This is a genomic window from Pedobacter cryoconitis, from assembly GCF_014200605.1.
Taxonomy (GTDB): Bacteria; Bacteroidota; Bacteroidia; order Sphingobacteriales; family Sphingobacteriaceae; genus Pedobacter; species Pedobacter cryoconitis_B.
Window position 1 is genome coordinate 68,283 of sequence record NZ_JACHCE010000005.1, and the last position, 21,534, is coordinate 89,816.

A 21,534-nucleotide genomic window follows, 5' to 3' on the forward strand; every position below is an offset into this window, starting at 1 on the left:
AACAGACGCTCTATGGCAAAATTTGTATTTATTGTCCCTCCTTTAACAGGTCATATTAACCCTACCTTAAGTATGGGTGCTGTGTTAATTCAGCGTGGACACCAGGTGGGCTGGATTACACTGGACCCCGGTTTAGGTGCTAAATTACCAGAAGGTGGTGAATTGCTATGTATCAATTATGACCAGAGTGATCAGCAGAAACAGGATAGCGGGCAATACCTGGATATGATTACCAAAAAAATTGTCTATGGTATAGACAGTATCAAGTTTTTATATGAAGATGTATTAATTCCGTTAAACCGGCATAGTTATGAAGGTATAGCGGACTGGCTGGAAAAATATAAACCAGATCTGGTCATCACAGACCATCAGATGTTTGCCGGGGCTATCGCTGCGGTAAATCAGAAAATACCATATGCGACCTCAGTTACTGCCCCCGCAGCTATAAAAATCATGGATGAGCTGCCTAAGGTTCACGAATGGGAAGTAAACCAGATTGTCGCGTTGCAAAAAGAATTCGGGATTGATAAAATAGATTCTATAGCCTGTTCCAGTCTTTTAACTATGGTTTTAACTTCAAAAGCATTTTTCGGAGAACTGGAGTTGCCTGCTTATTATCATTTTGTGGGGCCGGTTATTAACCGCAAACCAGTAAAGACATCTTTTGACTGGGAACTGCTTCAAAAAAACAGCAGGCCTAAAATATTAGTCAGTATCGGGACAACTTTTGATCACGAGCATAAAAAGAGTTTTTTCACTAAAGTGATTGCTGCTTTTGCAGAGGAAGACCTGACTGTAGTGGTTGTCTCGGACCCTTCTCTTTTTGAAGAGTGGCCAGAGAACTTTATTGTGCAGCGTATTGTTCCTCAGCTAGAATTACTACCGCATTTAGATGCCGTAGTTTGTCATGGCGGACATAATACGGTTTGTGAAAGCTTAATGAACGGGTTACCAATGGTGGTTATTCCAATTGCCTATGATCAGTCACATGTGGCTGGCAGAGTAGCACGTGTTGGTGCAGGTTTACGTTTGAACTTCAACCGTTTCAAAGCCGGGCATCTTCAGGAAGCTGTCCGTGAAATCCTTCAGGAGCCTGCTTTTAAAGCTTCAGCAGTTGAAATCAAACAATCTTTTATTGACGCAGGCGGAACCCAGGCAGCTGCTACTTTGCTGGAGCAGTTTAGTGTCAATGAACCTTTGTTTTTATTAAATGATTAAAACAAGAATTATGTCAAGATTTTTATTCGTCGTACCACCTTTTTTTGGTCATATCAGTCCCACACTGAGCATTGGCTCCAGTTTAATCGCCCGCGGGCATGAAGTAAAATGGATAGGGATTACACCACTGGCAGAAAAACATTTGCCCGAAGGAGGAGAGTTTATTTATCCTGAAGCAGATTTACAGGAATACCAGGAAGAGATTACCCGTATTTTGAAACGTCAGGATGACGGGCCTTCCTGTTCTGGTCCGGAGGTCATGAAACTGGCATTAGAGGAAACTTATGTGCCTTTTGCCCGGATGATGATGAAAGGTCTGAGTAATTTTGCAGACTCCTGGAAACCCGATGTGATCGTCAATGACTGTATTACTTTTGCAGGTGCACTATGTGCACATATCAAAGGAATTCCATCGGTAACAACTACACCAGTTCCACCAGATGTGATGGGAGATACGGCAAATAGTGCCCCTAAAATATTTGAATGGCAGCAGCAATTAATCCGCGGGCTGCAAAGGGAACTGGGGATAACTGAAGACGGGATTTTTATCCATTCTTCTAAACTGAATCTTGTTTTTACCTCTCAGGCTTTTGCCGGATTTGAAGAGGTACCCTCGGCCATGAAATTTGTAGGCCCCGTAAAAGGCAGGCCAAATCATGCTGCTTTTGACTGGGAAAGGCTTGCACAGGCGAAAAACCCAAAGGTATTTGTGTCTTTAGGAACTTTGTTAGTTGATATCAGGGCTGCATTTTTTCAGAAACTGATTGATGCTTTTGCCAATGAACCCATAACTATTATTGCAGCCACCAACCCGGATATTTTTGAAGTATGGCCGGATAATTTTATTGTAAACAGTTTTGTACCGCAGGCAGAATTAATGCCGTATATGGATGCTGTGATTTGTCATGGCGGTTTTAATACAGTCAATGATACTTTTACCAATGGTTTGCCCATGCTGATCACACCTATTGCCTATGATCATTTTCATACAGCTAAACTCATTGAAAATGCTGGCTGCGGAATCAGTATCCGTTATAAACGGTTAAAAATAGCAGACCTGAGAAATACTGTTTTTGAATTGCTGGAAAACCCAAAATACAGAAATGCGGCATTGAAAATCAAGGAAACCTTTAGCGCTGCAGGAGGAAATGATAAAGCAGTACAGTTGCTCGAGGATTTTGCCGAGGCGGAACAATTAGTTGAAAAAGATAACTAATACCCATAAACCCAACAAAAAATGGTACTAATTAAATGAAAAGAAAACTACTATTTGGGGAGAGACTGATGCTGGGTGATGGAATGACTCCATTTAACGCAGTAATTCCAGTAAAAATCCGCGGAGAATTTTCTGCGGCAAGTTTACACCATGCTTTGTTCAGGTTACAGCAAAAACATCCCTGGCTAAATGCTGTAATAACCTACGATAAAAATAATCGTCCCTTTTTTACAACGGAAACAGAGCGGCCGGTTAAGATTCCGGTGCAAATCATCCCCCGGCACAGCGATGAGCAATGGCATACCGAGACCATCAATCAATGGTCTGTTCCTTTTAAAACAGATCAGGAACCCATGATGCGCATGGTCTGGATTAAAGGAGATGGGGTTTCAGAACTAATGATGGTGATTCACCACTGTTTAATTGATGGTGGGGCAGTGCTGGCACTTTTATCTGCATTATATGAATTGATAGATAATGGAGATGCTGATGTTGGCCAGGAAAATCCAATTCAATCACTTGCTGATATTATACCTGCAGAAATTCTGGGGAACAGAAAGAAAAATTTCAAAGCAGCTTTGATTGGTAGTATGGCAGTTTTAGCACTTTGGTTTATGCCAGCAGGTAAAAAAGCTGTAGAAAGACAAAAGGATTATATGCTCAACTGGAAACTGGATGAGGAGATGACCATACAGGTATCCAATTTTTGTAAAAGCTATGGCATAACTGTAAATACATTATTGTGTGCTGTATTGTTACAGGCTTTTAAGGAGGTTAGAAAGGAAAATGCGAATAATAAAATTTCCTGTCCTGTAGATCTTCGTAACCTCAACAAAAGGATAAAAAAAGACAATATTTTTGCTTTTGGCTCCATGTTCGTCGTTTCTTCTTACCCGGAGCTGAATTTCATAAGTAATGCAAAGGAGATACAGAAAGATATCAGGCAGAAAGTTAAAAAACTGGACCCCTATCTGATGCTGATGGTACTGGAAAGAGCTCATCCTATCCTTCATAAATTCCGCCGCTTTTTGAAACATGGTAAGTCAAGCAATGATTGTATGTTTTCGAATATGGGCCGGATGGCTATTCCTTATCAATATGATACGTTTGAAATAGAAACGATATACTCACCCACTGTAATCGGGCCTTTAGGAAATACGACTTCACTCATCGCCTCTACTTACCGCGGTAAGCTGGACCTTGCTTTTGTAGCAAGTGAAGGATTTGTCCCTTATACAGATGGCCAGGCAATAAAAAGCAGGATCATGGAAATCCTCGAAGAACAATTACAGACACAGCTTCAACCCGCATAGAAATGAAAAGAAAGTTGATTATTGGAGAAAGGATTATGTATGTGGATGCATTAACACCCGTTAACTGCATCTATACGGTAAAGATCAGGGGAGTTATTGATCCGGAAGTTTTGCGTTCAGCACTTTATAAAATTCAGAAGAAACATCCTTTATTAAGGATGAAGATCGATGAGCAGCAAGCTGGCGGCCCATATTTCATTTTAGATGAAAATATAAAGGAAATTCCTGTAAGGATCATGGAGCGAAACAGCGAACAAGATTGGCTGCATGAATCCAAAGCAGAATGGCATCAGCTTTTTGATGGTGAAAATGAGCCGCTAGCAAGAATAGTCTGGTTAAAATCGGCAGAGATATCAGACATTTTACTGGTGTTTCCACATTGTATTTGTGATGGTTCTACACTGGTAGCGTTAACGCAGGAATTATTGTATTTGTTGGACCATCCCAATATGGAGCTTATTCCTTATGCTACTTTCAACTCTGTAAAAGAACTTTTAACACCTGCTTTTGCGGTATCTCAAATGAAGATATTTAAAGCACGTATGTTTTCTTTACTGGGTAAAGTATTCTTTTATTTCAGGCCGGACAAGCGTAAGGTAGCGGCAGGAAATTATTATGCTTTACATTGGAGTCTCGATCAGCAGCAAACCACAGAACTGGTTGAACGCAGTAAAGCTGCGGTGACTTCAGTTCATGCTGCTTTATGTATTGCTGTCATGAAAGCCTTTCAACAGGTAAAAGGGGCAAAGGCGCATGGAAAAGTAATTTGCCCGGTAGATATCAGGCAATTTATTCCTGAAATAAAGAATGACACCATGTTTGCCTTTGCACCAATTGTAGAACTTGAAATAGATAAAAAAAATGATCTGGATTTCTGGGCAATGGCAAGAACTCTGAAAGCAGAGTTAAATGCCAAAGTCAGGGCATTGAAAGTAGAAGAGTTATTATGGATGAGTGAATATTTTCATCCGGTAGTTGGAAAAATGATCAGCTTTCTAAAAGCTACTGATGGTACCCATGATGTTACGCTGTCTAATATGGGGATACTCAGAATTGCTGAAACTTACCAGACATTTGAAGTCCTGGCAATTCGAAGTCCGACAGTAGCTTTTCCGTGGAGAAACCCCAGTACAATGATCGTTAGTACTTTTAAAAATACGATGGATTTTACATTTATGTCTAATGATACATTCCTGACTGAACAGGAAGCTGAGCAGATTAAAAGCGTCGCAATGAATTTAATATTTGAAGATCTGAAACAATTATCCGTTGCCTGATATGTTAACCACAGCAATTAAAAAAAAGGAAATTACGCTAAAGCGTTTTTTACGTAAAAATTTACTGTACTACATTATTCCAAATGTTGTTTTTAATACCATTATTCCTTATTTCAGTTTTACAGATTTGAATGCAGTTCATTTGTTTGCCGGAGAACAGAACCTGGCGAGGTTCATTTTGCCTATGGCCTTCTTTTTACCTTTTATTATCACTTTTGATATCCTGAAAAAGACAATTACGCTTTCAGAAAAAGGCCATTCAGAGATTGTATTGCCCGAAGGTTTTAAGAAGAAAAAGTTTATCTTTCAAATGGCAGGTATCAATGGCTTTTGTACAGTTTCATTTGTTTTTGCGCTGATGCTGGGTTTACATTTTGGCTTCCCTGAATGGTATGATTATAATGGTACTGTGCTGTCTGTTCTTCTGGGGCTGACTGCCGGGATATTCTCCGTCCTTTTTACTTATCTTCCTATTAAAAAATTGAAAAAACATCATTTACCTTATCTAAAGGAGGAACATGCTAATCAGATTAAAGAGGGGCAACTTCCTGATCAATATAAGGAAGATCAGCATGCCGGCCGGCCTCTTTTATTAAAAGACTGAATTTATGCTCACATATCCATATCAAATACTTTTTGTTCCTTTTGCTGTGTAAAACCTATTTTTTGATAAAACCTGTGCGTCTCCGTTCTTTTAGTCTGACATCTTACCCTGAGTTTGCTGATTCCTTTTTTTATTCCCCATTCTTTCACCTGTTCTACTAATTTTTTTCCAGTCTGCTGATTGCGGTAGTTTTCATCGACAACCAATCCTGCAATCTCAATAAAGGGTTCTGATTCTAGCCTGAGGGTATAAAAACCATGAATCCACCCGATAATTGTTTGTTCCAGCACTGCAACAAATGCACAATTGTCAGGATGCAGGAGTAAAGCATTGATTCTCGCTTCAGTTTCTGGTATTGTGGAGGGATAACCCAATTGTTCTGACAGGCTGGTAATTGCTTCTGAATCTTCAAGCCTTAAATTTCTAAGATGCAAGGACATAGGGGATTGCGTTTTTAAATTTCTCTAATTGTAAATAGACCTTGTTTTGGTTACAATGGATAGGCAGTATCGCTCTTAGTTTCAGATAAGACAAAAAAACTTTGAACCGTGCTGATATTTGGTAATATTGCTAATTTGTTGCGTAGAAAAAGATGATAACTATCCATATCGCTGCTTGCAATGCGAAGAATGAAATCAAAGGCTCCGGTCATTTGAAAACATTCCATGACTTCACTGAATTTGGCCACCTCACGTTCAAATTCGGTTAAAGTATCTGCCGTATGTTCTTTTAATAAGACCTGTGAAAATGCAATCAGACTTTTATCAATTTTCTGTCTGTCCAGGATCGCAACAACCCTTTTGATATAACCTTTCTCTTTTAATTTCCTGATCCTGTCGTGAACGGTAGCGATAGATTTACTCAATTTATAAGCGATCTCTTTATTGGTCAGCGTTGCATCTTTCTGTAAAATTCTTAGGATTTCCAGATCTGTCGGGTCTAATTCTGCATGCATCTTTTTTTTGAGGATAAATTATCAATGGAAAAATACTATTTAATTTATTGAATGGAGGTGCTAAAATGTAAAAAGATAAACTTTATAAGTCATTTTCCATAAAATTTCCGGATTCAGGGCAATGTGTTGTTATTAAAAATTGATATCCAGAGTTTTACTGAAATATTATTTAGCTTAAATGAGGTAATTATGTCAGTGAGTACAGAAGAAATAAGTGGTTTAACAGCAGATCTTGAAAAGAAATTTGAGCATTTATGGCATTTGGTCGGGAATACGCCAATGTTAGCATTGCACTATACTTTTAAAGGTAAAGCGGGGAAAATATATGTGAAGTGTGAGCATTATAATCTGACAGGAAGTATAAAAGATAGAATTGCCTTATTTACTTTATACCATGCCTATAAAAATGGGGTGATCAAACCTGGTGATTCAATTATTGAGGCTACCAGTGGTAATACAGGAATAGCTTTCGCTGCGATAGGTAAAGCCATGGGACACCCGGTGAAAATTATTATGCCAGACTGGTTAAGTAAAGAAAGAATTGATATTATCAAAAGTTTAGGGGCAGAAGTTATACTGGTCAGCAAAGCGCAAGGCGGATTTTTAGGAAGTATCCGGCTGGCAGAAGATATGGCTTTAGAAAATGACCATACTTTTTTACCACGTCAGTTTAAAAATACAGATAATCCAAAAGCACATGAAGAAACTACAGGTGCAGAGATTTGGGAGCAGCTTCGATTGAATAATTTAATGCCAGATGCTTTTGTGGCCGGAGTTGGAACAGGGGGCACCATTATGGGAGTTGGCCGTTATTTAAAAATAAAGAATCCTGCCATCAGGGTTCATCCTCTGGAACCGGCAGAATCACCTACCCTGACAACCGGTTATAAAGTAGGGAGCCACAGAATACAAGGGATATCTGATGAGTTTATTCCTGAAATTGTAAAACTGGATGAACTGGATCAGGTCTTGCAGGCTAATGATGGAGATGCCATACTGATGGCCCAGAAATTAGGTAGTCAGTTAGGTCTGGCAGTTGGTATTTCTTCGGGAGCTAACGTGATTGGTGCAATTAAATTACAACAGGAATCAGGAATGGATAGCTGTGTGGTAACTATCTTTTCTGACAGTAATAAAAAATATCTAAGTACAGATTTAATGAAAGAAGAACCTGTCAGGGAAGGCTATTTAACCCCTGAAACAGAATTTACAGGCTATGATCCCATATGCAGGCTTAAATAAGGAAACCTGTATGTTAAAAAAGGGAATATCGATCAGAAAAATATCAGCTGCGCCAATATTCAGTTAAACGTTATACCGGCAGATATTTATGGAGTACCTTCCCGTTTTTAAAAGCGGTTGAACTTTCTAATTTTAGAATTTTTCTTTCCTTAAAAATGGAAAGTCCGCTTCCAATTGCAACCGGGTTCGTGATTATAAAATATTCATCGATAAGATCCTGGTCGATTAGTGAACTTACAAAGCTGGCACCTCCATAAACCATAATATCTTTACCAGGTTCTTTTTTCAACGCTTGTACTGCAGTAGCCAGATCACCATTTTCTACTGCTAAGTTTCTGCCGGTAATGGTTGTTTCTGTACGGCTAAAAACAATCTTGCGCATATTTACCAGGAGCCGGGCTAAAGGATAAGCGGGGTTATCGGGCAGATGGTCTGCCATGTTTTCCCAGTGATCAATAAAGCCCCTGGTCATTTTACGCCCAAGCAAAATGGTATCACAGCTTTCGGCCAGTTCAATTATTTTTTGGAAGCCCGATTCATCCGGCCCGGCAAGCCATATCCAGTCTTGTTCGCCATCCTGTCCGGCTACAAAGCCATCAATGGTCATTTGTATCTGTAATTTTAATTTTCGCATAGCAATCGTTTTTAAATTGATTGTATTTCTTCCTATCTCAAATATCTATAGAATATTTATGATATTGAGGGTATAATCAAGACAAATCGGGGGGATGATTTGTGCCAGGCTATTCAACTGGAAACTACATCACTCCTCACATCTATGCTCCCAGGGTGCTTTCCTGTAAAATTGCCATAATTCCATCTGGTTTAGACTGAACCAATGTTATAAGCTAGTTAAATGATATAGAAATTAATTTTTCTTTAAAATGTTTTTCACCTTTAATTCAGTGTTTATCCGATAAAAACTGAATGAGGTCTGGAACACTCCTGAACGAGCTTCGAACGATGTCTGGACAAGCTGCGCTTACTGTGTTGATAGTCAGTGCTTTGTGATTGGTTGTTTTTCGTGTTTTCTTTGGTGTTTTTTGCCTGTTTCTGAGTATTATCCAACTCATGTCCGGTCTGTTTTGCAGCTTGTTATTTGGCAGGAAAAAAGCAGGGCTGTTTAATAAACATGGCCAGAAGAAAAAATCTTCCGGCCATGACTGTTAACCTGGTTTTTTTATAGAGCTTCCCCTTAGTGATATAACCAAAATAAGGTTTTATAAATGTGGATTCATAATTTGAATTGCACGGCGTGTGCTGTTAAAAACAGGAGTATGGTTATAATCTCTGCTCATCCGGTAAGTTCCAACACCAGCAGTCCCATTTGTTTTGGCCCATTGCGCAATATCCCATAACCATTTGGTTGCTTTTGCATCTCCGCCCGGGGTATCTTCAGAACCATTAGGGTATTTAAATTCATCGCCATTAGTAAGTACAATTAATTTCGTCTTATCGAAAGCTGTCAGCAGGGGGGTAAGATCGGTCGTTTTACTTCCGCTCCAGCGACGGCTTCCACCTACATAAGATTGAAAATTAACATAGGTATAATTACTTTTGAAGGGGGTGTAAATGGTGTTGTAGCCTAAACTTCCACCTGCGACATCAACATCAGTATCATAGATAAATATGGGTTTTACGCCTGCTTTAGTCAGATGACCGGCAAGAGCGTTAGGCCCGAAATATTTAGCTACTGATTGTAATACCGCTTTAGCATTGCTGGCCGGTGCGTCCCCGCCAAAAGTTCCGGTTTCAATATCGACATCTATACCGTCCCATCCCATACCTGTGATAAATTTATCATACATAGCTTTAGCCCAGTGGTCATAAGTACTGTTTGCTGATAAAGCAGTCTTTTGGGTTGTTGTGGTATCTTTTGCTGATCCATCATAATAAGCATCATTTCCAGGGAAAGTACAGGTAAGGATTTTTGTTCCTTTTGCCTGTAAGGTTGTCCAGTGTGAAACTGTTTTGTCCCAGCCTGCAAATGCAACGACAATATCTACGCTGTCGGGTACATTTAACATAGAAGAAGCTTCTGCAGGGTCATTACCATCTGCCACCAGGTATCCCAGGTAGAGCTGATGTGCACTTTTCTTATAGGCCAGCAGATTTTTCAGGTAATCCGGATCTGATGCGGTGCCGCCTGAGGTACCCGTTCCATCTGTGATTTTTTTACAGGAACTAAAGGCAATAATTGAAATTACAAGGACAAAAATACCCTTGCAGAGTTGGATGAAAGGTCTTGTTTTCATAGTTGATCATTAGGTTTATATTGGTTGTTTCAGAGAGGGGAATCTCTATGCTAAAACAGTTTAGTCACATTATTGTTTTTGATCAACAGGTTGATAACAAGTGTTTTGTATGTAGTTTGCTTTGGGGTTCAAATAGAAAAAAGAAAGAATCCGATTTTAAGAGATCAATCTGGCGATGCTAAAGGCAGCAGCAGCGGCAATAAGGCCGATAGCGGTAACTTTGATTGCGCCTTTAAGAGGTGGCTGGCCGGTAACTTTACTTTTAAAATAACCGAAAATAAATAAGCAGAAAGTTGTGATTACAGCAGAAAGAAGTAAGCCATGCTGAGGTTTTGAAGTGAGAAAGTAAGCGGATAAAGGCAATAATCCACCTACACAATAAGCAATTCCAATAGTCAGGGCACTATTTCTCGCTCTGTTGATATCTGGTTCTTCCAGTCCCAGTTCAAACTTCATCATAAAGTCTACCCATTTGGTTTTGTCTTTTGCCAGTTGATTGGCCAGGATAGTTTGTCCCTGTTCATCAATGCCGTATTCGGCAAAGATCTCTTTGACTTCCTGTATTTCTTGTTCTCTGAAATTTTCTACTTCGTTATATTCTCTTCGTTTTTCACTCTGATAATGCTCCTGTTCTGTTTTACCAGCTAAATATCCACCTAAACCCATCGCAATACAACCGGCAACAATTTCTGCGAGCCCTGCTGTAATGATGATCGCATTATTTTGAACTGCACCACTTAACCCGGCAGCCAGTGCAAAGGGTACAGTTAAACCGTCACTCATTCCAATCACGATATCAGAGATGAAGGCAGAGCTTTTTAAATGTTTTTCCTGGTGTATAGGTGCCATAATTTATTTCAGTTCAAAGTCTTTGGGTTCTTTTTCTTCCCCATTCAAAATAATAGATAACTGATGATGACCGGGATAGAATTTTCTGGTGGTGATGATTTTAAAACTTTGCTTTCTGCCTATAACAGCATGTTCCGCTGGCTGATAATCGCGTTCACTAATTTTAAAAACCTTTTTAGAAGGAGTTCCATTTAATCTCTTATAATAAACAGCATACTCCAGACGGATTTTTTGTACCATAGAAGCCGTGTTTTTAACAGCTATAGTAAATTCAAGACTATCCCCGATGACTACCTCCGGGGTCAGGATCTGAAAATCTTTTAATTCAATTTGAGTGCTTTCCAGACCATAATGGGCCAGTATTTGAGTATGGCCCTGTTTGAGCAAGCTCCTGCAGCCATGTTTAATGATTGCATCAGTTTCTTTACCCAGACCTTTCCAGCGGCTGGCAATTGCGATCACGATTTCGGGATGATCTTTAGAAATATCATTTAAACTATTGGCTACACTTTTAAGCACCCACTCTGAAGGATCATTCTTTAAGTTTTCCAGAATAGGCAATATAGCAGAAGGGTCTTTTTTTAGTCCGGGTACAGCCATTGCCCAGGGAAGCCTTGACCTGCTGCCTTCACTGGCAAGTCTGCGTACTTTATGACTTTCATGCAAAGACCATTTTTCCATCTGCTTCATCATTTGTTCACCATATCTGGCTAAAAATGGTCTGACAGCAAATTCACAGCTTATAAATTGGGTAACAAATTCTATTGCTTTTATTGAAGTTTCATAATCTTCCAGTCCATAGGTTTCAATATAGTCCGGTAAAAATATATAAGCCAGTTTGTCTTCTCCTGCATCCTCTTTTCTAAGCTGATGAATCAATAAAAACAGTTGGTGGATTGCCTCAGGGTATCCGGCCGGCAAAAACTCATGAATGACTAATGTGGTATGGTGCATGCGCTGTTTAAGCTCCATGAACTCGAAACCTTCTGCATAGATCTGTTTAATGAATTGAGGTTTATTAAATTCAGGATTGATCTGAATCAGGCTGTCTGCTAATTTATTATAAAAAGGGACTGAATATATATCTTTTAATAGGCTCATTTAAATAGGAGATTTAACAGGTTTTATCACCCTGTTGTGGGTTAAATATAAAGCCTTTCTCCAACAGAAATGTCATTCAAACGGAATAAAAAAGATTCATTTTTATTTTAACAGCAGCCTGATAAAAGCTGGTAATTAATCTTCTTTTTTTCGGATACCAGTCAGGTCAAACTGATTGTTAATCTGGCCTGTCAGATTATTTTCGTCTTTTTTCAACAGATTCATTTCGATCTCTCCGCTGCTGTGATCAAATTTAACCACAACTGTAGAATCTTTAAGATTAACCGCTGTAAAAGGCATGTCTTTTTTTTCTTCTTTATCAGTAATACTTCCGGCTAATTTGCCGTCTTTCAATTGAAAATTGACCAGGGCTTCTGTGTCTCCTTTTGGCAAACCTTTAATCACTACATCCCATTTGCCAACAAAATAAGTGTCATTTTTTTGTGCCTTTGCAGCATTTGTAAATAACAGGAGTAGAACGAACGGGAAAATTAGACTTATCTGTTTCATAAATAACTGATTATATGTTTTTTATTAAATATAAAAAATAATCAGGTAAACGAAAGAAACCAGTTGTTATGTTTTTGTAAACATTAAAACTGGTTTCTGTTATCTTCTTAGGATTTGTTTTTTTAGCTTATCTGAAAGCTATTTCACCAGTTCGATTGCTTTACCAATATGATTTAATTCATCTGTACTAAGGTTGATATCCATAGTTTTTGCATTATCAATTGCCTGTGCTGCATTTCTTGAACCCGCAAGTACAATACTGATACCGGGCTGCAAGGTAGTCCATCTTAAAACTAACTGTGCGATAGTTGCATTTTTGCTTTCTGCGATTGGTGTAATGGTCTGCAATAATGCCTTCACTTTTTCAGGATCAAACTGACCAAAATAACCATTCCTGTGATCGTTTGATTTAAGCCTGGCGTCTTTGAAATATTTACCTGTAAGTAATCCTCTTTCGAGCGGGCTGTAAACAATGATGCCAATATTGTTTGCGATGGTATAAGGTATGATTTCTTTCTCAATCTCTCTGTTCAGCATGCTGTAAGAAACCTGGTTAGAAGCCAGACTGATAGTTTTTTGTGCTTCTTTTAGCTGATCAAGGCTGTAATTGCTCACACCAGCTGCTCTGATTTTACCTTGTTCGATTAATAAATTAAGCGTTTCCATAGTTTCATCAATCGGCGTAGTCGCATCTGGCCAGTGTAATTGTAAAAGATCGATATAATCTGTTCCAAGACGTTTCAACCCTTCTTCTACTTCCTTAATGATATTGGCTTTGGAAGCATATCTGTAAACGGGTATACTTTTACCATCTGCACCTGCATCAAAAAAGAATTCTCCCTTTCCCTGGTTACTGCCATCCCATACCAGGCCAAATTTGTTCAGCAGCTGGATTTTTGAACGGTCTCTTCCTTTGATTGCTTCACCAATTAATTCTTCACTTAAGCCGAAACCATAAAATGGTGCAGTATCGATACTGGTTACCCCATGGTCCAATGATGCATGTATAGCGTCGATTGAATCTTGCTTTTCATTTCCTCCCCACATGGTTCCGCCAATAGCAAAAGCACCATGTGTAATCGTTGATAAGTTTAGTTCTGTATTTCCTAATTTCCTGTATTCCATAATAATTTATTGTTGTGACCACTAAATTGGTAAGGGTTTAGCTTACTCTTTTAGTGATATGTATGATGGGTTTACCATCTAGTATTGCTGCAGAATCTGCTATGAATTTTTTAATATGAGGGGTTACATTATGCAGATCCCAATCTGCCCGGCTTGTCCATTCTTCATGGAAGATAAACACATTCGGATCTTCCTGAACCTGATGCAGGTCGTATTGCAGACAAGCAGCTTCACTTTTTGATCCTGAGACCAGAGTTTTTAAAAGTGCTTTTAATTGCCCGGCGTTTCCTTCTGTACTTTTAATTATAGCTGTTAGATAGATACTCATTTTCTTGTTTTTGATTAATAAAGGTTTTAGTTAAATGTTCCTGATATAATTTCATATCATTCACAATATCAGCATTCTTCTCTACATCATGGAAATGAATACCGGTTAAAGGTGTCATTCCTGTAAAAGCATTCATCCGGTGGAATCCGAATAATACACCATCATCTACACTACGTTGATTGAAAAACTCTCCGGGTAATGTAAAAGCTGTAGCTGGTGCATTCCATGAAGTAGTAACCATGTATTTTTTACCCTGTAATAAACCTCCCGTCCCGTAATTGATATCCGGGTTCGCAGAAGAACGGCCATCGCTTTTATAAATGCCTTTCTGATGACCTTCGGTAAATACAACATCAATATATTTTTTTAAGCCGTTTGGTACCTGGAACCACCAGATTGGCGTATGATAAATGATTACATCTGCCCAGACATAATTTTCTACTTCCTGTATAGGATCATAATCATGATTGATATCAGTTGACCTGATTTCAAAACCAGGCTGACTTTTAAAGAAGTTTAGTGTTGCATTGAAAATTGTATGATTAAAGCGACCTCCGGAGTGTCCGAAGACTTGTCCTCCATTAATCACAAATATTTTTCTTGTTTCCATTTTACAAATCTTTTAATTGCTGATACAAATTTACCCCTTCTGTATGGTTCATTAAAATAGTATAAGTCATAGGTGTCTATTATAATTATGATAGATAGATTGTTCACTGTATTCTTTTTATCTTTAAAAAAATCTGAAAATGATTAAAAGCGCTAAAGATGAAATTGAATAATGATCTGGAATAAGAACAATGGGATAGAACCTGAAGGAGAGAATAAGACGCAGACTTCTTTGCAAAGGAGAAAGATGTTTAAGCAGGGCTATCAGTTCTGGTTAGGGATCGCTGCTGTTTTTTTAATCATGGGAGCTGGTGCATGGTTGTATTCCAGTCAGTTTGCTACACAGGAACTGTTGTTTCTGACTAAGGAAACTGTACTGGCAGATACTTTATCTGATGGTTCGGTAGTTGTATTGAACAAACGTAGTCTGCTGCGTTATCCTGCAAAATTCAGAGGGGCTCAGCGCCGGGTATGGTTAACTAAAGGAGAAGCCTTTTTTACAGTTGCTGGTGATAAGACAGGCCCTTTTATTGTCCATAGCGGAAGTACGGTTATTCAGAGTACTAAATCTTCTTTTAATGTGAAAAACAAGAAAGGTATAGTAGAAGTTATTGTTGAAACGGGGACAGTGCAGGTAAGTAAAAATAGTAAAATGATCACCCTTCGTCCGGGAGAAAAAGTATTAGTGAGACAAAGTTCTTCTCAATTGATTAAAGAAATCAATCCTGATCACTTATATCAGTATTACTTACCCTGAAAATGTCTTGACTGCACCCTGAAATTGCCTGATCTGCCCCGCTGTAAACCGGCTGAATAAGTGCAAATTAGCAGAAGGAATTACTTGTTGAATTTAATCTTTTAAAAACAAAAGCTTATGACAATGTTTAAAGAAGTAAAGGCCTTTAGTGGCTTTTCAGTAAAAGACATACCTGCAGCAGAAGAATTTTATGGACAGATACTTGGGCTGGAAATTTCCCAGACAATGGGACAGATTGTCCTGCATATAGCCGGCGGGGGAACTGTATTTGTTTATGGCAAACCTAATCATATACCGGCAACTTATACTGTGCTTAATTTTCCTGTTGAAAATCTGGAAAAAGCTATGGATGAGCTCGGTAAACGTGGGGTAGAATTTATCATTTATAATGAAGAAGACTTTAAAACTGATGCAAAAGGTGTTTTTCACGGTGGAGGCCCTAAAATAGCCTGGTTTAAAGATCCTTCTGATAATATTTTATCCGTTCTTGAAAAAGAATAAAATCTGAAATATGGAAGAGAACGGGATCAGAAATATGAAAAAAGGCTAAGATCAGAAACATGAATTCCAGCTTTAAACTGGAATTCTTGTTAGTATAAGGGATAAAGACCGTTTTTTAAACGGTGTTGTAAATGTTTTCTAAACTGCGTCGTAAATGATAACCTTTTCAAAAAAGATCCTGAACTCGTCTAAAAATGCCGCATGTAAACTATGTCCCTGATAAACATCATGTCCGGCAAGATCTTCAAAAAACAAGATTGATGAAAATGTATAAGATGTATCCACTACAGAACGTTCAATAGGGGCAGGCACGCCAACATGGCAGGATTTTACAACTTCTATCTGGTCTAAAGATTGAAGACCTATTCTGAAGGCATTTTTTTGATCTTCTGTGGTATCAGCTTTTAACCAGAATAAAACGTGATGAGCTATCATATTATCTTTTATTTTTTTGTGTATGTTATCTTATAAAAATATTTATGCAAATGTAATAACCTCCAGTTAAGAAATCATAATAATCTGTATTTAACAGGTTGAGCTGAGCCTCACCGGATCATTCCTGTCTGCTCTGAATAAGAAATAATGAGGCCTGAAATCTTTTTTTAATATATTTAGGTGTTAAAAAAATAGTCAAATGATAAAACTTGGTCTCCTGTTAACTAATCAGTATAGATTATTAAGTGTTGCTGCTATACTTGATGTTTTTGAAACGGTAAACAAACTTTATACTCAGGATGGACATGCTGCTCCGTTTCAAATCGACTTGTTTTGCAGTGAAGATAGTTTGTTAAACAAGGCGGGCAGTTATTTTTATGGTTATCAGCCATTGTCTATTGGGGCTCCTTCAAAACAAGATCTGATTTTGATACCTTCTTTTATCAATGAAGATATCAAACACGCAATTGCCGAAAACTATCCTGCTGTTAGCTGGTTAAACCAGCAATATAAAGAAGGTGCAGAACTGGCCAGTTTTTGTACCGGGGCTTTTTTACTGGGGGCTACGGGATTGCTGAATGGCAAGATTGCAACTACCCATGTTGATGCCTGTGCTGAATTTGCGAATGCTTTTCCGGAGGTCAGGCTTCAGGCTGACAAAACAGTTACCCAGGACGGAAGATTATATACCAGTGGTGGTGCAACCTCAAGTTTTCACCTGATGCTGCATCTGATACAAATAAATTGTGGTAATCCGACAGCGATCAGGATTGCCAAGCTTTTTGCAATTGATATGGACAGGCATACGCAGACCTATTTTAATACTTTTCAGATTTCAAGAAAACATAATGATGATTTGGTCGCAATGGCTCAGCAAAAGATAGAAACAGGTTATCATAACACAGGAACTATTGAAGAAATGATCAAAGATATCCCGGCAAGCAGGAGGAATATCGTACGCCGCTTTAAACAGGTTACCGGGATTACACTGATTGAATATTTACAGCAGACCAGGATTGAGGCTGCAAAGAAATTATTAGAGCAAACTGCTGAACAGATGACTGAAGTGATTTATAAATCGGGATATAATGATCCAAAGGCTTTTAGGAAGGTTTTTCGCAAGAGCGTAGGGATGACGCCCAGTGAATACCGTGATAAATTTTATTTAGGAACCAGAGCCTGATCTGAAATGAACTGGAATAAGAATAAAGTGATTGCGCATCGTGGTGCTTTTAAAAAAAATGGCTTTCCTGAAAATTCAATCGCTTCTTTAAAAGAAGCCATCAGGTTGAAATGTTATGGTTCTGAATTTGATGTGCATTTGACAAAGGATAATAGGATTGTGGTTAATCACGATGATGATTTTCAGGGGATGCCGATAGCAATAACTACTTATGAGGAATTAAGACAAAAAATGCTGCCTAATGGGGAATACCTTCCGACGCTTGAAAATTATCTTAGCGAAGGGATGAAGCAGGATCATACCAAATTAATTCTGGAAATCAAGGTTCAATCCAATTTTCAGGCTACGCTCAAACTGACCGATGCAGTGCTTGAAATGGTGAAAAGGTTAAAGGCTGGTGCATGGGTAGAGTATATCAGTTTTAGCTATGAAGCCTTATTAAGGGTGCTGGCTAATGATCCTGATGCAAAAACAGCTTTCCTTGCAGAAATTGATGATGAACTTCCTGTAGAAACCCTGAACAGGGATCATATACAGCAGGCTGATTATGATTTCAATATTTACCGTACTGGTAACTGGTTTAACAGGGCACATCAGCTGGGCATGACAATCAATGCCTGGACAGTGAATGATAAAAAAGATATGTTAGCCCTTTTAGAGAATAATATCGATTTTATCACGACCAATGAGCCTGAGTTACTTTTAGAATTATTGAAAAACAGATAGCAGGCAGAAACGGAAAGACGATTCAGTGTTTAACAGATTTCTACAAAAATTGGTGTTTCTGTGATGCGCAATTTTATTTTTCCTGAGGGTACTGCAATCGTTTCGGTTTTCATCCGGTCAGACCCGGGTACCAGCAAATGAATTTTAATTGTTTTTGAATCTCCTGAATTAAACTCATAAATTGCTTTTCTGCCTTTTTCGTCCGGGATGTATAAGACATACATTTTTTTATCGCCTGTTTTGTAAATATCGATGATGGGATCTTTTTTAATCGTCTGTTCATAGCTATATGATCCGATTAATTGTTTGACCTGGGTGAAATAATCAGCCACAGGCCTCTTCTTTTTTCCATCTGCAAAACCAGAAGAAGCATATGGTGTTGCATCATTTACATTTACGTCATCCAGCATATAGAAAAAAGATTTTTTTAAACCATGTCTTGCATATAAAAATGATGATCTTAACATCCAGTCGGCCTGAGTAATTAAAGCTGATTTACCTTTGATCTGTATTGCTCTCTGTGGACTTTTGGGGTTAATGTCATAACCTGACTCTGTTACCCATACTTCTGTGTTTTTTGCATATTTTTTTGACATCGTCACAAAATCATCTGCTACTTTTCCAGCCAGTGATAATTCGGGGGCTTTTCCTACAGTGCGCTCATCATGTGCAGGGGTTGCATCGCTTGCGTAAAAATGATAATTGATGACATCAAAGCATAGATTAACTGATCCGTCGGCATGATATCCACGGTTCTTTTTGCACCAGTTAATCATTCTGATCACGTACTTGGGATCGGGAGATGCCAGTCCGGCCATCACGACCTTCATGGATGGGTCTGCAGTTTTTACACCGGCATTTTTACCTAATTTCCCTCGGTGGCCATCATAGAATGCCGATAAATTCGCTGCATATTCTTCGGGATTCTGATGTCCTTTCGGACCTTTCCAGTCTTTATCCCTTTCATTATCACATTCGATATAATTTACATAACCTAAGCCAATTTTTACCTGGTTAACCAGGTCGCTGTGCCATCTTTGTCTGCGGTAAACACTAACTAAACTGCTATCTATATTTTTATTACTGCCATACCTTGCGGTAAACTGAAAAGCAGCCCTTGCCTGTTGAAGATAAGATGCCGGATCAGACCGGTTTAAACCATAGGGTGCGGGCACATTATCCACATCTCTTTGATTTTCGGGGTAAGTATTCACCAGCCAGGGCGGGCAATTTTTTAAACAGGTGAGTACGTCAATATTATTTTCTTTGCAGATCTGATATACTTTATCATAATTAAACCCGCCCGAATGGGTTGGGTTAAAGGTGTATTTTCCCTTTTCTGACTCTATCCGTTCCCAATCCATATAATGACGGAAACCACCAAAGGATTGCATGATTTTCACCTTATTGAGGTCAACATCAGACTGGTTATCTTTAAAAAAATCCCATTCGAATCCGTTTATGCCCAAAAAACTTTTAAAAGAAGAAGTGTTTTTCTGCACTTTGTTTAAGTGTATTACCTCATGCGGCAATGCAGTTCCCTTTGTTGAATTTTGCTGATAACAGGCAATAGGGCTGAATAAAAGGAATAGGAATGCATAGGACTGAATGGGTAGCTTCGACATATGGAACAGTATTTGATTATGTCCTACTATATTAAACAAATTATGATTTAATAATTGTTTTTTTTGTCAAAACATATTAACACAATAGTGTGCTGATGGGGAAAACATTTATAGTTTACATTATTTAATAATATATCTTTGAGATATGAAATAAATAGTACTTATATTTTGTCTTGAATAAATAATATTTAAATATAAATCTTTCAATAATTACTTACTCTGATTAAAAAAATGAATAACTTCTCATTTGAAAAAAAGCAAATCTTAATCGTTGATGATGAGCCAAGCATTTTAAAACTGCTTCATTTCATTTTATCAAAGGAATATCAGATTCATGCGATGGAGAGTGGCTATAAAGCTCATTTATGGTTAGAAGAAGGTAATTTTCCTGATATTATTATTCTGGACCTGCATATGCCGCATTTTGATGGTACATCTTTCCTGAAGAGTATTAAAATCAGTGGTTTTTACAGGGAAATTCCTGTGATTATCCTGTCAGCTGCAGAAGATCTTGATAAAGTCGTATTGAATATACCTTTTAAGGTAGAGGGCTATTTCCCTAAGCCTTTCAACCCGGAAACCTTAAAGAATAAAATAAAAAGTGTACTGAATGAATCCAATACCTTGCTCACTAAATAATGGACTATAACTACAAAGGACTAAGATTAGTTTACTCAGGCACTGAACTGACAGAAGAGGCTTCTGCGACGCTCAGCCAGGAATATAATATTGTTAATGTAGGTAATGTTTCTGAACTGGAGGCCTATCTGAATACGCAGTCCCTGTTTTCTACGCCTGATGTAATCATGATAGAAATAGAAGACCAGGAACGTGTATTTTCAGTGGTGAATCAGATTAAAAATAATCCCCTGACCAGCGGGTTGATTATCGTCCTGCTGAATAAAGTTCCTGATACTAAATTAAGAGCCCGTGCGATCAAGGCAAAAATCCATGATCTTTATTTTTATCCTTATAGTATGGAGGATTTAAAAGATAGATTGAACTTCCTGATTAAATTTAAACTGATCAAACCTAATATTGAACAACTTGCTGTAATTAAGAAACAAAAAGAATATCAGATCCCAAGGCCAAAGCGTCTTTTTGATATTCTTGCTGCCGGTGGTATTCTTTTAGTCCTGTCACCTGTATTATTAATTATTGCTCTTTTGATTCGTTTAGACTCTAAAGGAGGAGTAATTTATAAAAGTAAGCGCGTTGGAACCGGATATAAAATTTTCGACTTCTATAAGTTCCGTTCTATGAGACCAGGTGCTGATCAGCAACTAAAGGATTTGTCAGCACTGAATCAGTATGCTGATGACGGAAGCGGAACAAATGCATTTGTTAAAATTAAGAATGACCCGAGAATCACCAGATTGGGGAATTTCTTAAGAAATTCAAGTCTGGACGAATTACCTCAGTTGTTTAACGTATTGAAGGGTGATATGTCATTGGTTGGAAACAGACCTCTGCCTTTATATGAAGCAGAAATGTTAACCTCAAATGAATGGTCTATGAGATTTCTTGGTCCATCGGGGTTAACCGGATTATGGCAGATCAGTAAACGTGGAAAAGGAGAGATGTCGGATACCGAGCGTAAGAAACTTGATAATTTTTATGCAAGAAACTATTCCCTGTGGTTTGATATCAAAATTATCCTTGGAACTTTCCCTGCACTTTTCCAAAAAGAAAAAGTCTAATCATT

24 protein-coding genes are annotated in these 21,534 nt (G+C 38.3%); 12 read left to right on the forward strand and 12 right to left on the reverse strand.

Going from position 1 to position 21,534, the window contains the following annotated elements; all coding sequences use genetic code 11:
* The first annotated feature begins 12 nt into the window (after positions 1–12).
* Genes HDE68_RS15910 through HDE68_RS15930 form a run of 5 tightly spaced genes read left to right on the forward strand, consistent with a single transcriptional unit; the run spans position 13 to position 5,628 of the window.
* Positions 13–1,218 carry a glycosyltransferase gene (locus HDE68_RS15910; protein ID WP_183883217.1) on the forward strand — a complete coding sequence of 402 codons (1,206 nt, stop codon included), beginning with the start codon at positions 13–15 and terminating at the stop codon, positions 1,216–1,218.
* Between the two features lie 10 nt (positions 1,219–1,228).
* Positions 1,229–2,434, forward strand: a complete 1,206-nt coding sequence (locus HDE68_RS15915) for a glycosyltransferase (RefSeq protein ID WP_183883218.1) — start codon at positions 1,229–1,231, stop codon at positions 2,432–2,434.
* Positions 2,435–2,469: 35 nt separating this feature from the next.
* Positions 2,470–3,747, forward strand: a complete 1,278-nt coding sequence (locus tag HDE68_RS15920; RefSeq protein WP_183883219.1) for a condensation domain-containing protein — start codon at positions 2,470–2,472, stop codon at positions 3,745–3,747.
* Between the two features lie 2 nt (positions 3,748–3,749).
* Positions 3,750–5,024, forward strand: a complete 1,275-nt coding sequence (locus HDE68_RS15925) for a phthiocerol/phthiodiolone dimycocerosyl transferase family protein (protein ID WP_183883220.1) — start codon at positions 3,750–3,752, stop codon at positions 5,022–5,024.
* A gap of 1 nt (position 5,025) precedes the next feature.
* On the forward strand, positions 5,026–5,628 hold the full coding sequence (locus HDE68_RS15930; RefSeq protein ID WP_183883221.1) for a hypothetical protein: 603 nt from the start codon (positions 5,026–5,028) through the stop codon (positions 5,626–5,628).
* Positions 5,629–5,636: 8 nt separating this feature from the next.
* Here the strand turns inward: HDE68_RS15930 and HDE68_RS15935 are convergent, their stop codons facing one another.
* Together HDE68_RS15935 and HDE68_RS15940 are read right to left on the reverse strand one after the other, a co-directional pair.
* Entirely contained in the window at positions 5,637–6,068 is a 432-nt protein-coding gene (locus HDE68_RS15935) for a GNAT family N-acetyltransferase (protein WP_183883222.1), read from the reverse strand.
* Positions 6,069–6,118: 50 nt separating this feature from the next.
* Positions 6,119–6,583, reverse strand: a complete 465-nt coding sequence (locus HDE68_RS15940; RefSeq protein ID WP_183883223.1) for an Lrp/AsnC family transcriptional regulator — start codon at positions 6,581–6,583, stop codon at positions 6,119–6,121.
* Between the two features lie 189 nt (positions 6,584–6,772).
* Between HDE68_RS15940 and HDE68_RS15945 the strand changes: the two genes are divergently transcribed.
* Positions 6,773–7,825 carry a PLP-dependent cysteine synthase family protein gene (locus HDE68_RS15945; protein ID WP_183883224.1) on the forward strand — a complete coding sequence of 351 codons (1,053 nt, stop codon included), beginning with the start codon at positions 6,773–6,775 and terminating at the stop codon, positions 7,823–7,825.
* 70 nt (positions 7,826–7,895) lie between these two features.
* On the opposite strand, the gene HDE68_RS15950 is transcribed toward HDE68_RS15945, so the two are convergent.
* The 8 genes from HDE68_RS15950 to HDE68_RS15985 all read right to left on the reverse strand — a co-directional run bounded on the left by HDE68_RS15950 (position 7,896) and on the right by HDE68_RS15985 (position 14,603).
* Entirely contained in the window at positions 7,896–8,459 is a 564-nt protein-coding gene (locus tag HDE68_RS15950) for a dihydrofolate reductase family protein (RefSeq protein ID WP_183883225.1), read from the reverse strand.
* Between the two features lie 586 nt (positions 8,460–9,045).
* The gene (locus HDE68_RS15955) at positions 9,046–10,080 is read right to left on the reverse strand and encodes a glycoside hydrolase family 18 (protein ID WP_183883226.1); all 1,035 of its coding nucleotides are present in this window, start codon (positions 10,078–10,080) and stop codon (positions 9,046–9,048) included.
* Between the two features lie 156 nt (positions 10,081–10,236).
* On the reverse strand, positions 10,237–10,929 hold the full coding sequence (locus tag HDE68_RS15960; RefSeq protein ID WP_183883227.1) for a VIT1/CCC1 transporter family protein: 693 nt from the start codon (positions 10,927–10,929) through the stop codon (positions 10,237–10,239).
* A 3-nt stretch (positions 10,930–10,932) separates the two neighbouring features.
* A complete protein-coding gene (locus HDE68_RS15965; protein ID WP_183883228.1) occupies positions 10,933–12,030 on the reverse strand; it encodes a DNA alkylation repair protein in 1,098 nt (365 codons plus the stop codon).
* 135 nt (positions 12,031–12,165) lie between these two features.
* Positions 12,166–12,540, reverse strand: coding sequence for a hypothetical protein (locus HDE68_RS15970; RefSeq protein WP_183883229.1), 375 nt, complete (start codon positions 12,538–12,540; stop codon positions 12,166–12,168).
* 138 nt (positions 12,541–12,678) lie between these two features.
* Positions 12,679–13,665, reverse strand: coding sequence for an aldo/keto reductase (locus HDE68_RS15975; protein WP_183883230.1), 987 nt, complete (start codon positions 13,663–13,665; stop codon positions 12,679–12,681).
* 37 nt (positions 13,666–13,702) lie between these two features.
* On the reverse strand, positions 13,703–13,993 hold the full coding sequence (locus tag HDE68_RS15980) for a putative quinol monooxygenase (protein WP_183883231.1): 291 nt from the start codon (positions 13,991–13,993) through the stop codon (positions 13,703–13,705).
* On the reverse strand, positions 13,965–14,603 hold the full coding sequence (locus HDE68_RS15985) for an NAD(P)H-dependent oxidoreductase (RefSeq protein ID WP_183883232.1): 639 nt from the start codon (positions 14,601–14,603) through the stop codon (positions 13,965–13,967). The genes HDE68_RS15980 and HDE68_RS15985 overlap by 29 nt, the downstream gene beginning before the upstream one ends.
* 171 nt (positions 14,604–14,774) lie before the next feature.
* Between HDE68_RS15985 and HDE68_RS15990 the strand changes: the two genes are divergently transcribed.
* Both HDE68_RS15990 and HDE68_RS15995 read left to right on the forward strand, forming a co-directional pair.
* Complete coding sequence (locus HDE68_RS15990; protein WP_183883233.1) at positions 14,775–15,359, forward strand: FecR family protein; 585 nt, start codon at positions 14,775–14,777, stop codon at positions 15,357–15,359.
* A gap of 117 nt (positions 15,360–15,476) precedes the next feature.
* Positions 15,477–15,860, forward strand: a complete 384-nt coding sequence (locus HDE68_RS15995; RefSeq protein ID WP_260171787.1) for a VOC family protein — start codon at positions 15,477–15,479, stop codon at positions 15,858–15,860.
* Between the two features lie 138 nt (positions 15,861–15,998).
* Here HDE68_RS15995 and HDE68_RS16000 read toward each other — a convergent pair whose 3' ends face one another.
* A complete protein-coding gene (locus tag HDE68_RS16000) occupies positions 15,999–16,295 on the reverse strand; it encodes a Dabb family protein (protein ID WP_183883234.1) in 297 nt (98 codons plus the stop codon).
* 199 nt (positions 16,296–16,494) lie between these two features.
* On the opposite strand from HDE68_RS16000, the gene HDE68_RS16005 reads away from it, so the two are divergent.
* Positions 16,495–17,478, forward strand: a complete 984-nt coding sequence (locus tag HDE68_RS16005) for a GlxA family transcriptional regulator (protein ID WP_183883235.1) — start codon at positions 16,495–16,497, stop codon at positions 17,476–17,478.
* A gap of 6 nt (positions 17,479–17,484) precedes the next feature.
* On the forward strand, positions 17,485–18,204 hold the full coding sequence (locus HDE68_RS16010; protein ID WP_183883236.1) for a glycerophosphodiester phosphodiesterase: 720 nt from the start codon (positions 17,485–17,487) through the stop codon (positions 18,202–18,204).
* Between the two features lie 29 nt (positions 18,205–18,233).
* Here HDE68_RS16010 and HDE68_RS16015 read toward each other — a convergent pair whose 3' ends face one another.
* Complete coding sequence (locus HDE68_RS16015; protein ID WP_183883237.1) at positions 18,234–19,829, reverse strand: hypothetical protein; 1,596 nt, start codon at positions 19,827–19,829, stop codon at positions 18,234–18,236.
* A 231-nt stretch (positions 19,830–20,060) separates the two neighbouring features.
* Here HDE68_RS16015 and HDE68_RS16020 point away from each other — a divergent pair, with 231 nt between their 5' ends.
* Together HDE68_RS16020 and HDE68_RS16025 are read left to right on the forward strand one after the other, a co-directional pair.
* A complete protein-coding gene (locus tag HDE68_RS16020; RefSeq protein WP_183883238.1) occupies positions 20,061–20,468 on the forward strand; it encodes a response regulator transcription factor in 408 nt (135 codons plus the stop codon).
* On the forward strand, positions 20,468–21,529 hold the full coding sequence (locus HDE68_RS16025; protein WP_183883239.1) for a sugar transferase: 1,062 nt from the start codon (positions 20,468–20,470) through the stop codon (positions 21,527–21,529). Before HDE68_RS16020 ends, HDE68_RS16025 begins: the two co-directional genes overlap by 1 nt.
* Positions 21,530–21,534: the final 5 nt, after the last annotated feature.

What these genes read in the sequence shown, in the direction of transcription:
- HDE68_RS15985 (WP_183883232.1), bottom strand. Translation starts at nt 14,603, where the DNA reads ATGGAAACAAGAAAAATATTTGTGATTAATGGAGGACAAGTCTTCGGA.
- HDE68_RS15940 (WP_183883223.1), bottom strand. Translation starts at nt 6,583, where the DNA reads ATGCATGCAGAATTAGACCCGACAGATCTGGAAATCCTAAGAATTTTA.
- HDE68_RS15910 (WP_183883217.1), top strand. Translation starts at nt 13, where the DNA reads ATGGCAAAATTTGTATTTATTGTCCCTCCTTTAACAGGTCATATTAAC.
- HDE68_RS15965 (WP_183883228.1), bottom strand. Translation starts at nt 12,030, where the DNA reads ATGAGCCTATTAAAAGATATATATTCAGTCCCTTTTTATAATAAATTA.
- HDE68_RS16025 (WP_183883239.1), top strand. Translation starts at nt 20,468, where the DNA reads ATGGACTATAACTACAAAGGACTAAGATTAGTTTACTCAGGCACTGAA.
- HDE68_RS16005 (WP_183883235.1), top strand. Translation starts at nt 16,495, where the DNA reads ATGATAAAACTTGGTCTCCTGTTAACTAATCAGTATAGATTATTAAGT.
- HDE68_RS15955 (WP_183883226.1), bottom strand. Translation starts at nt 10,080, where the DNA reads ATGAAAACAAGACCTTTCATCCAACTCTGCAAGGGTATTTTTGTCCTT.
- HDE68_RS15945 (WP_183883224.1), top strand. Translation starts at nt 6,773, where the DNA reads ATGTCAGTGAGTACAGAAGAAATAAGTGGTTTAACAGCAGATCTTGAA.
- HDE68_RS15970 (WP_183883229.1), bottom strand. Translation starts at nt 12,540, where the DNA reads ATGAAACAGATAAGTCTAATTTTCCCGTTCGTTCTACTCCTGTTATTT.
- HDE68_RS15915 (WP_183883218.1), top strand. Translation starts at nt 1,229, where the DNA reads ATGTCAAGATTTTTATTCGTCGTACCACCTTTTTTTGGTCATATCAGT.
- HDE68_RS15995 (WP_260171787.1), top strand. Translation starts at nt 15,477, where the DNA reads ATGACAATGTTTAAAGAAGTAAAGGCCTTTAGTGGCTTTTCAGTAAAA.
- HDE68_RS16000 (WP_183883234.1), bottom strand. Translation starts at nt 16,295, where the DNA reads ATGATAGCTCATCACGTTTTATTCTGGTTAAAAGCTGATACCACAGAA.
- HDE68_RS15930 (WP_183883221.1), top strand. Translation starts at nt 5,026, where the DNA reads ATGTTAACCACAGCAATTAAAAAAAAGGAAATTACGCTAAAGCGTTTT.
- HDE68_RS15925 (WP_183883220.1), top strand. Translation starts at nt 3,750, where the DNA reads ATGAAAAGAAAGTTGATTATTGGAGAAAGGATTATGTATGTGGATGCA.
- HDE68_RS15990 (WP_183883233.1), top strand. Translation starts at nt 14,775, where the DNA reads ATGATCTGGAATAAGAACAATGGGATAGAACCTGAAGGAGAGAATAAG.
- HDE68_RS15980 (WP_183883231.1), bottom strand. Translation starts at nt 13,993, where the DNA reads ATGAGTATCTATCTAACAGCTATAATTAAAAGTACAGAAGGAAACGCC.
- HDE68_RS16020 (WP_183883238.1), top strand. Translation starts at nt 20,061, where the DNA reads ATGAATAACTTCTCATTTGAAAAAAAGCAAATCTTAATCGTTGATGAT.
- HDE68_RS16010 (WP_183883236.1), top strand. Translation starts at nt 17,485, where the DNA reads ATGAACTGGAATAAGAATAAAGTGATTGCGCATCGTGGTGCTTTTAAA.
- HDE68_RS16015 (WP_183883237.1), bottom strand. Translation starts at nt 19,829, where the DNA reads ATGTCGAAGCTACCCATTCAGTCCTATGCATTCCTATTCCTTTTATTC.
- HDE68_RS15960 (WP_183883227.1), bottom strand. Translation starts at nt 10,929, where the DNA reads ATGGCACCTATACACCAGGAAAAACATTTAAAAAGCTCTGCCTTCATC.
- HDE68_RS15975 (WP_183883230.1), bottom strand. Translation starts at nt 13,665, where the DNA reads ATGGAATACAGGAAATTAGGAAATACAGAACTAAACTTATCAACGATT.
- HDE68_RS15920 (WP_183883219.1), top strand. Translation starts at nt 2,470, where the DNA reads ATGAAAAGAAAACTACTATTTGGGGAGAGACTGATGCTGGGTGATGGA.
- HDE68_RS15950 (WP_183883225.1), bottom strand. Translation starts at nt 8,459, where the DNA reads ATGCGAAAATTAAAATTACAGATACAAATGACCATTGATGGCTTTGTA.
- HDE68_RS15935 (WP_183883222.1), bottom strand. Translation starts at nt 6,068, where the DNA reads ATGTCCTTGCATCTTAGAAATTTAAGGCTTGAAGATTCAGAAGCAATT.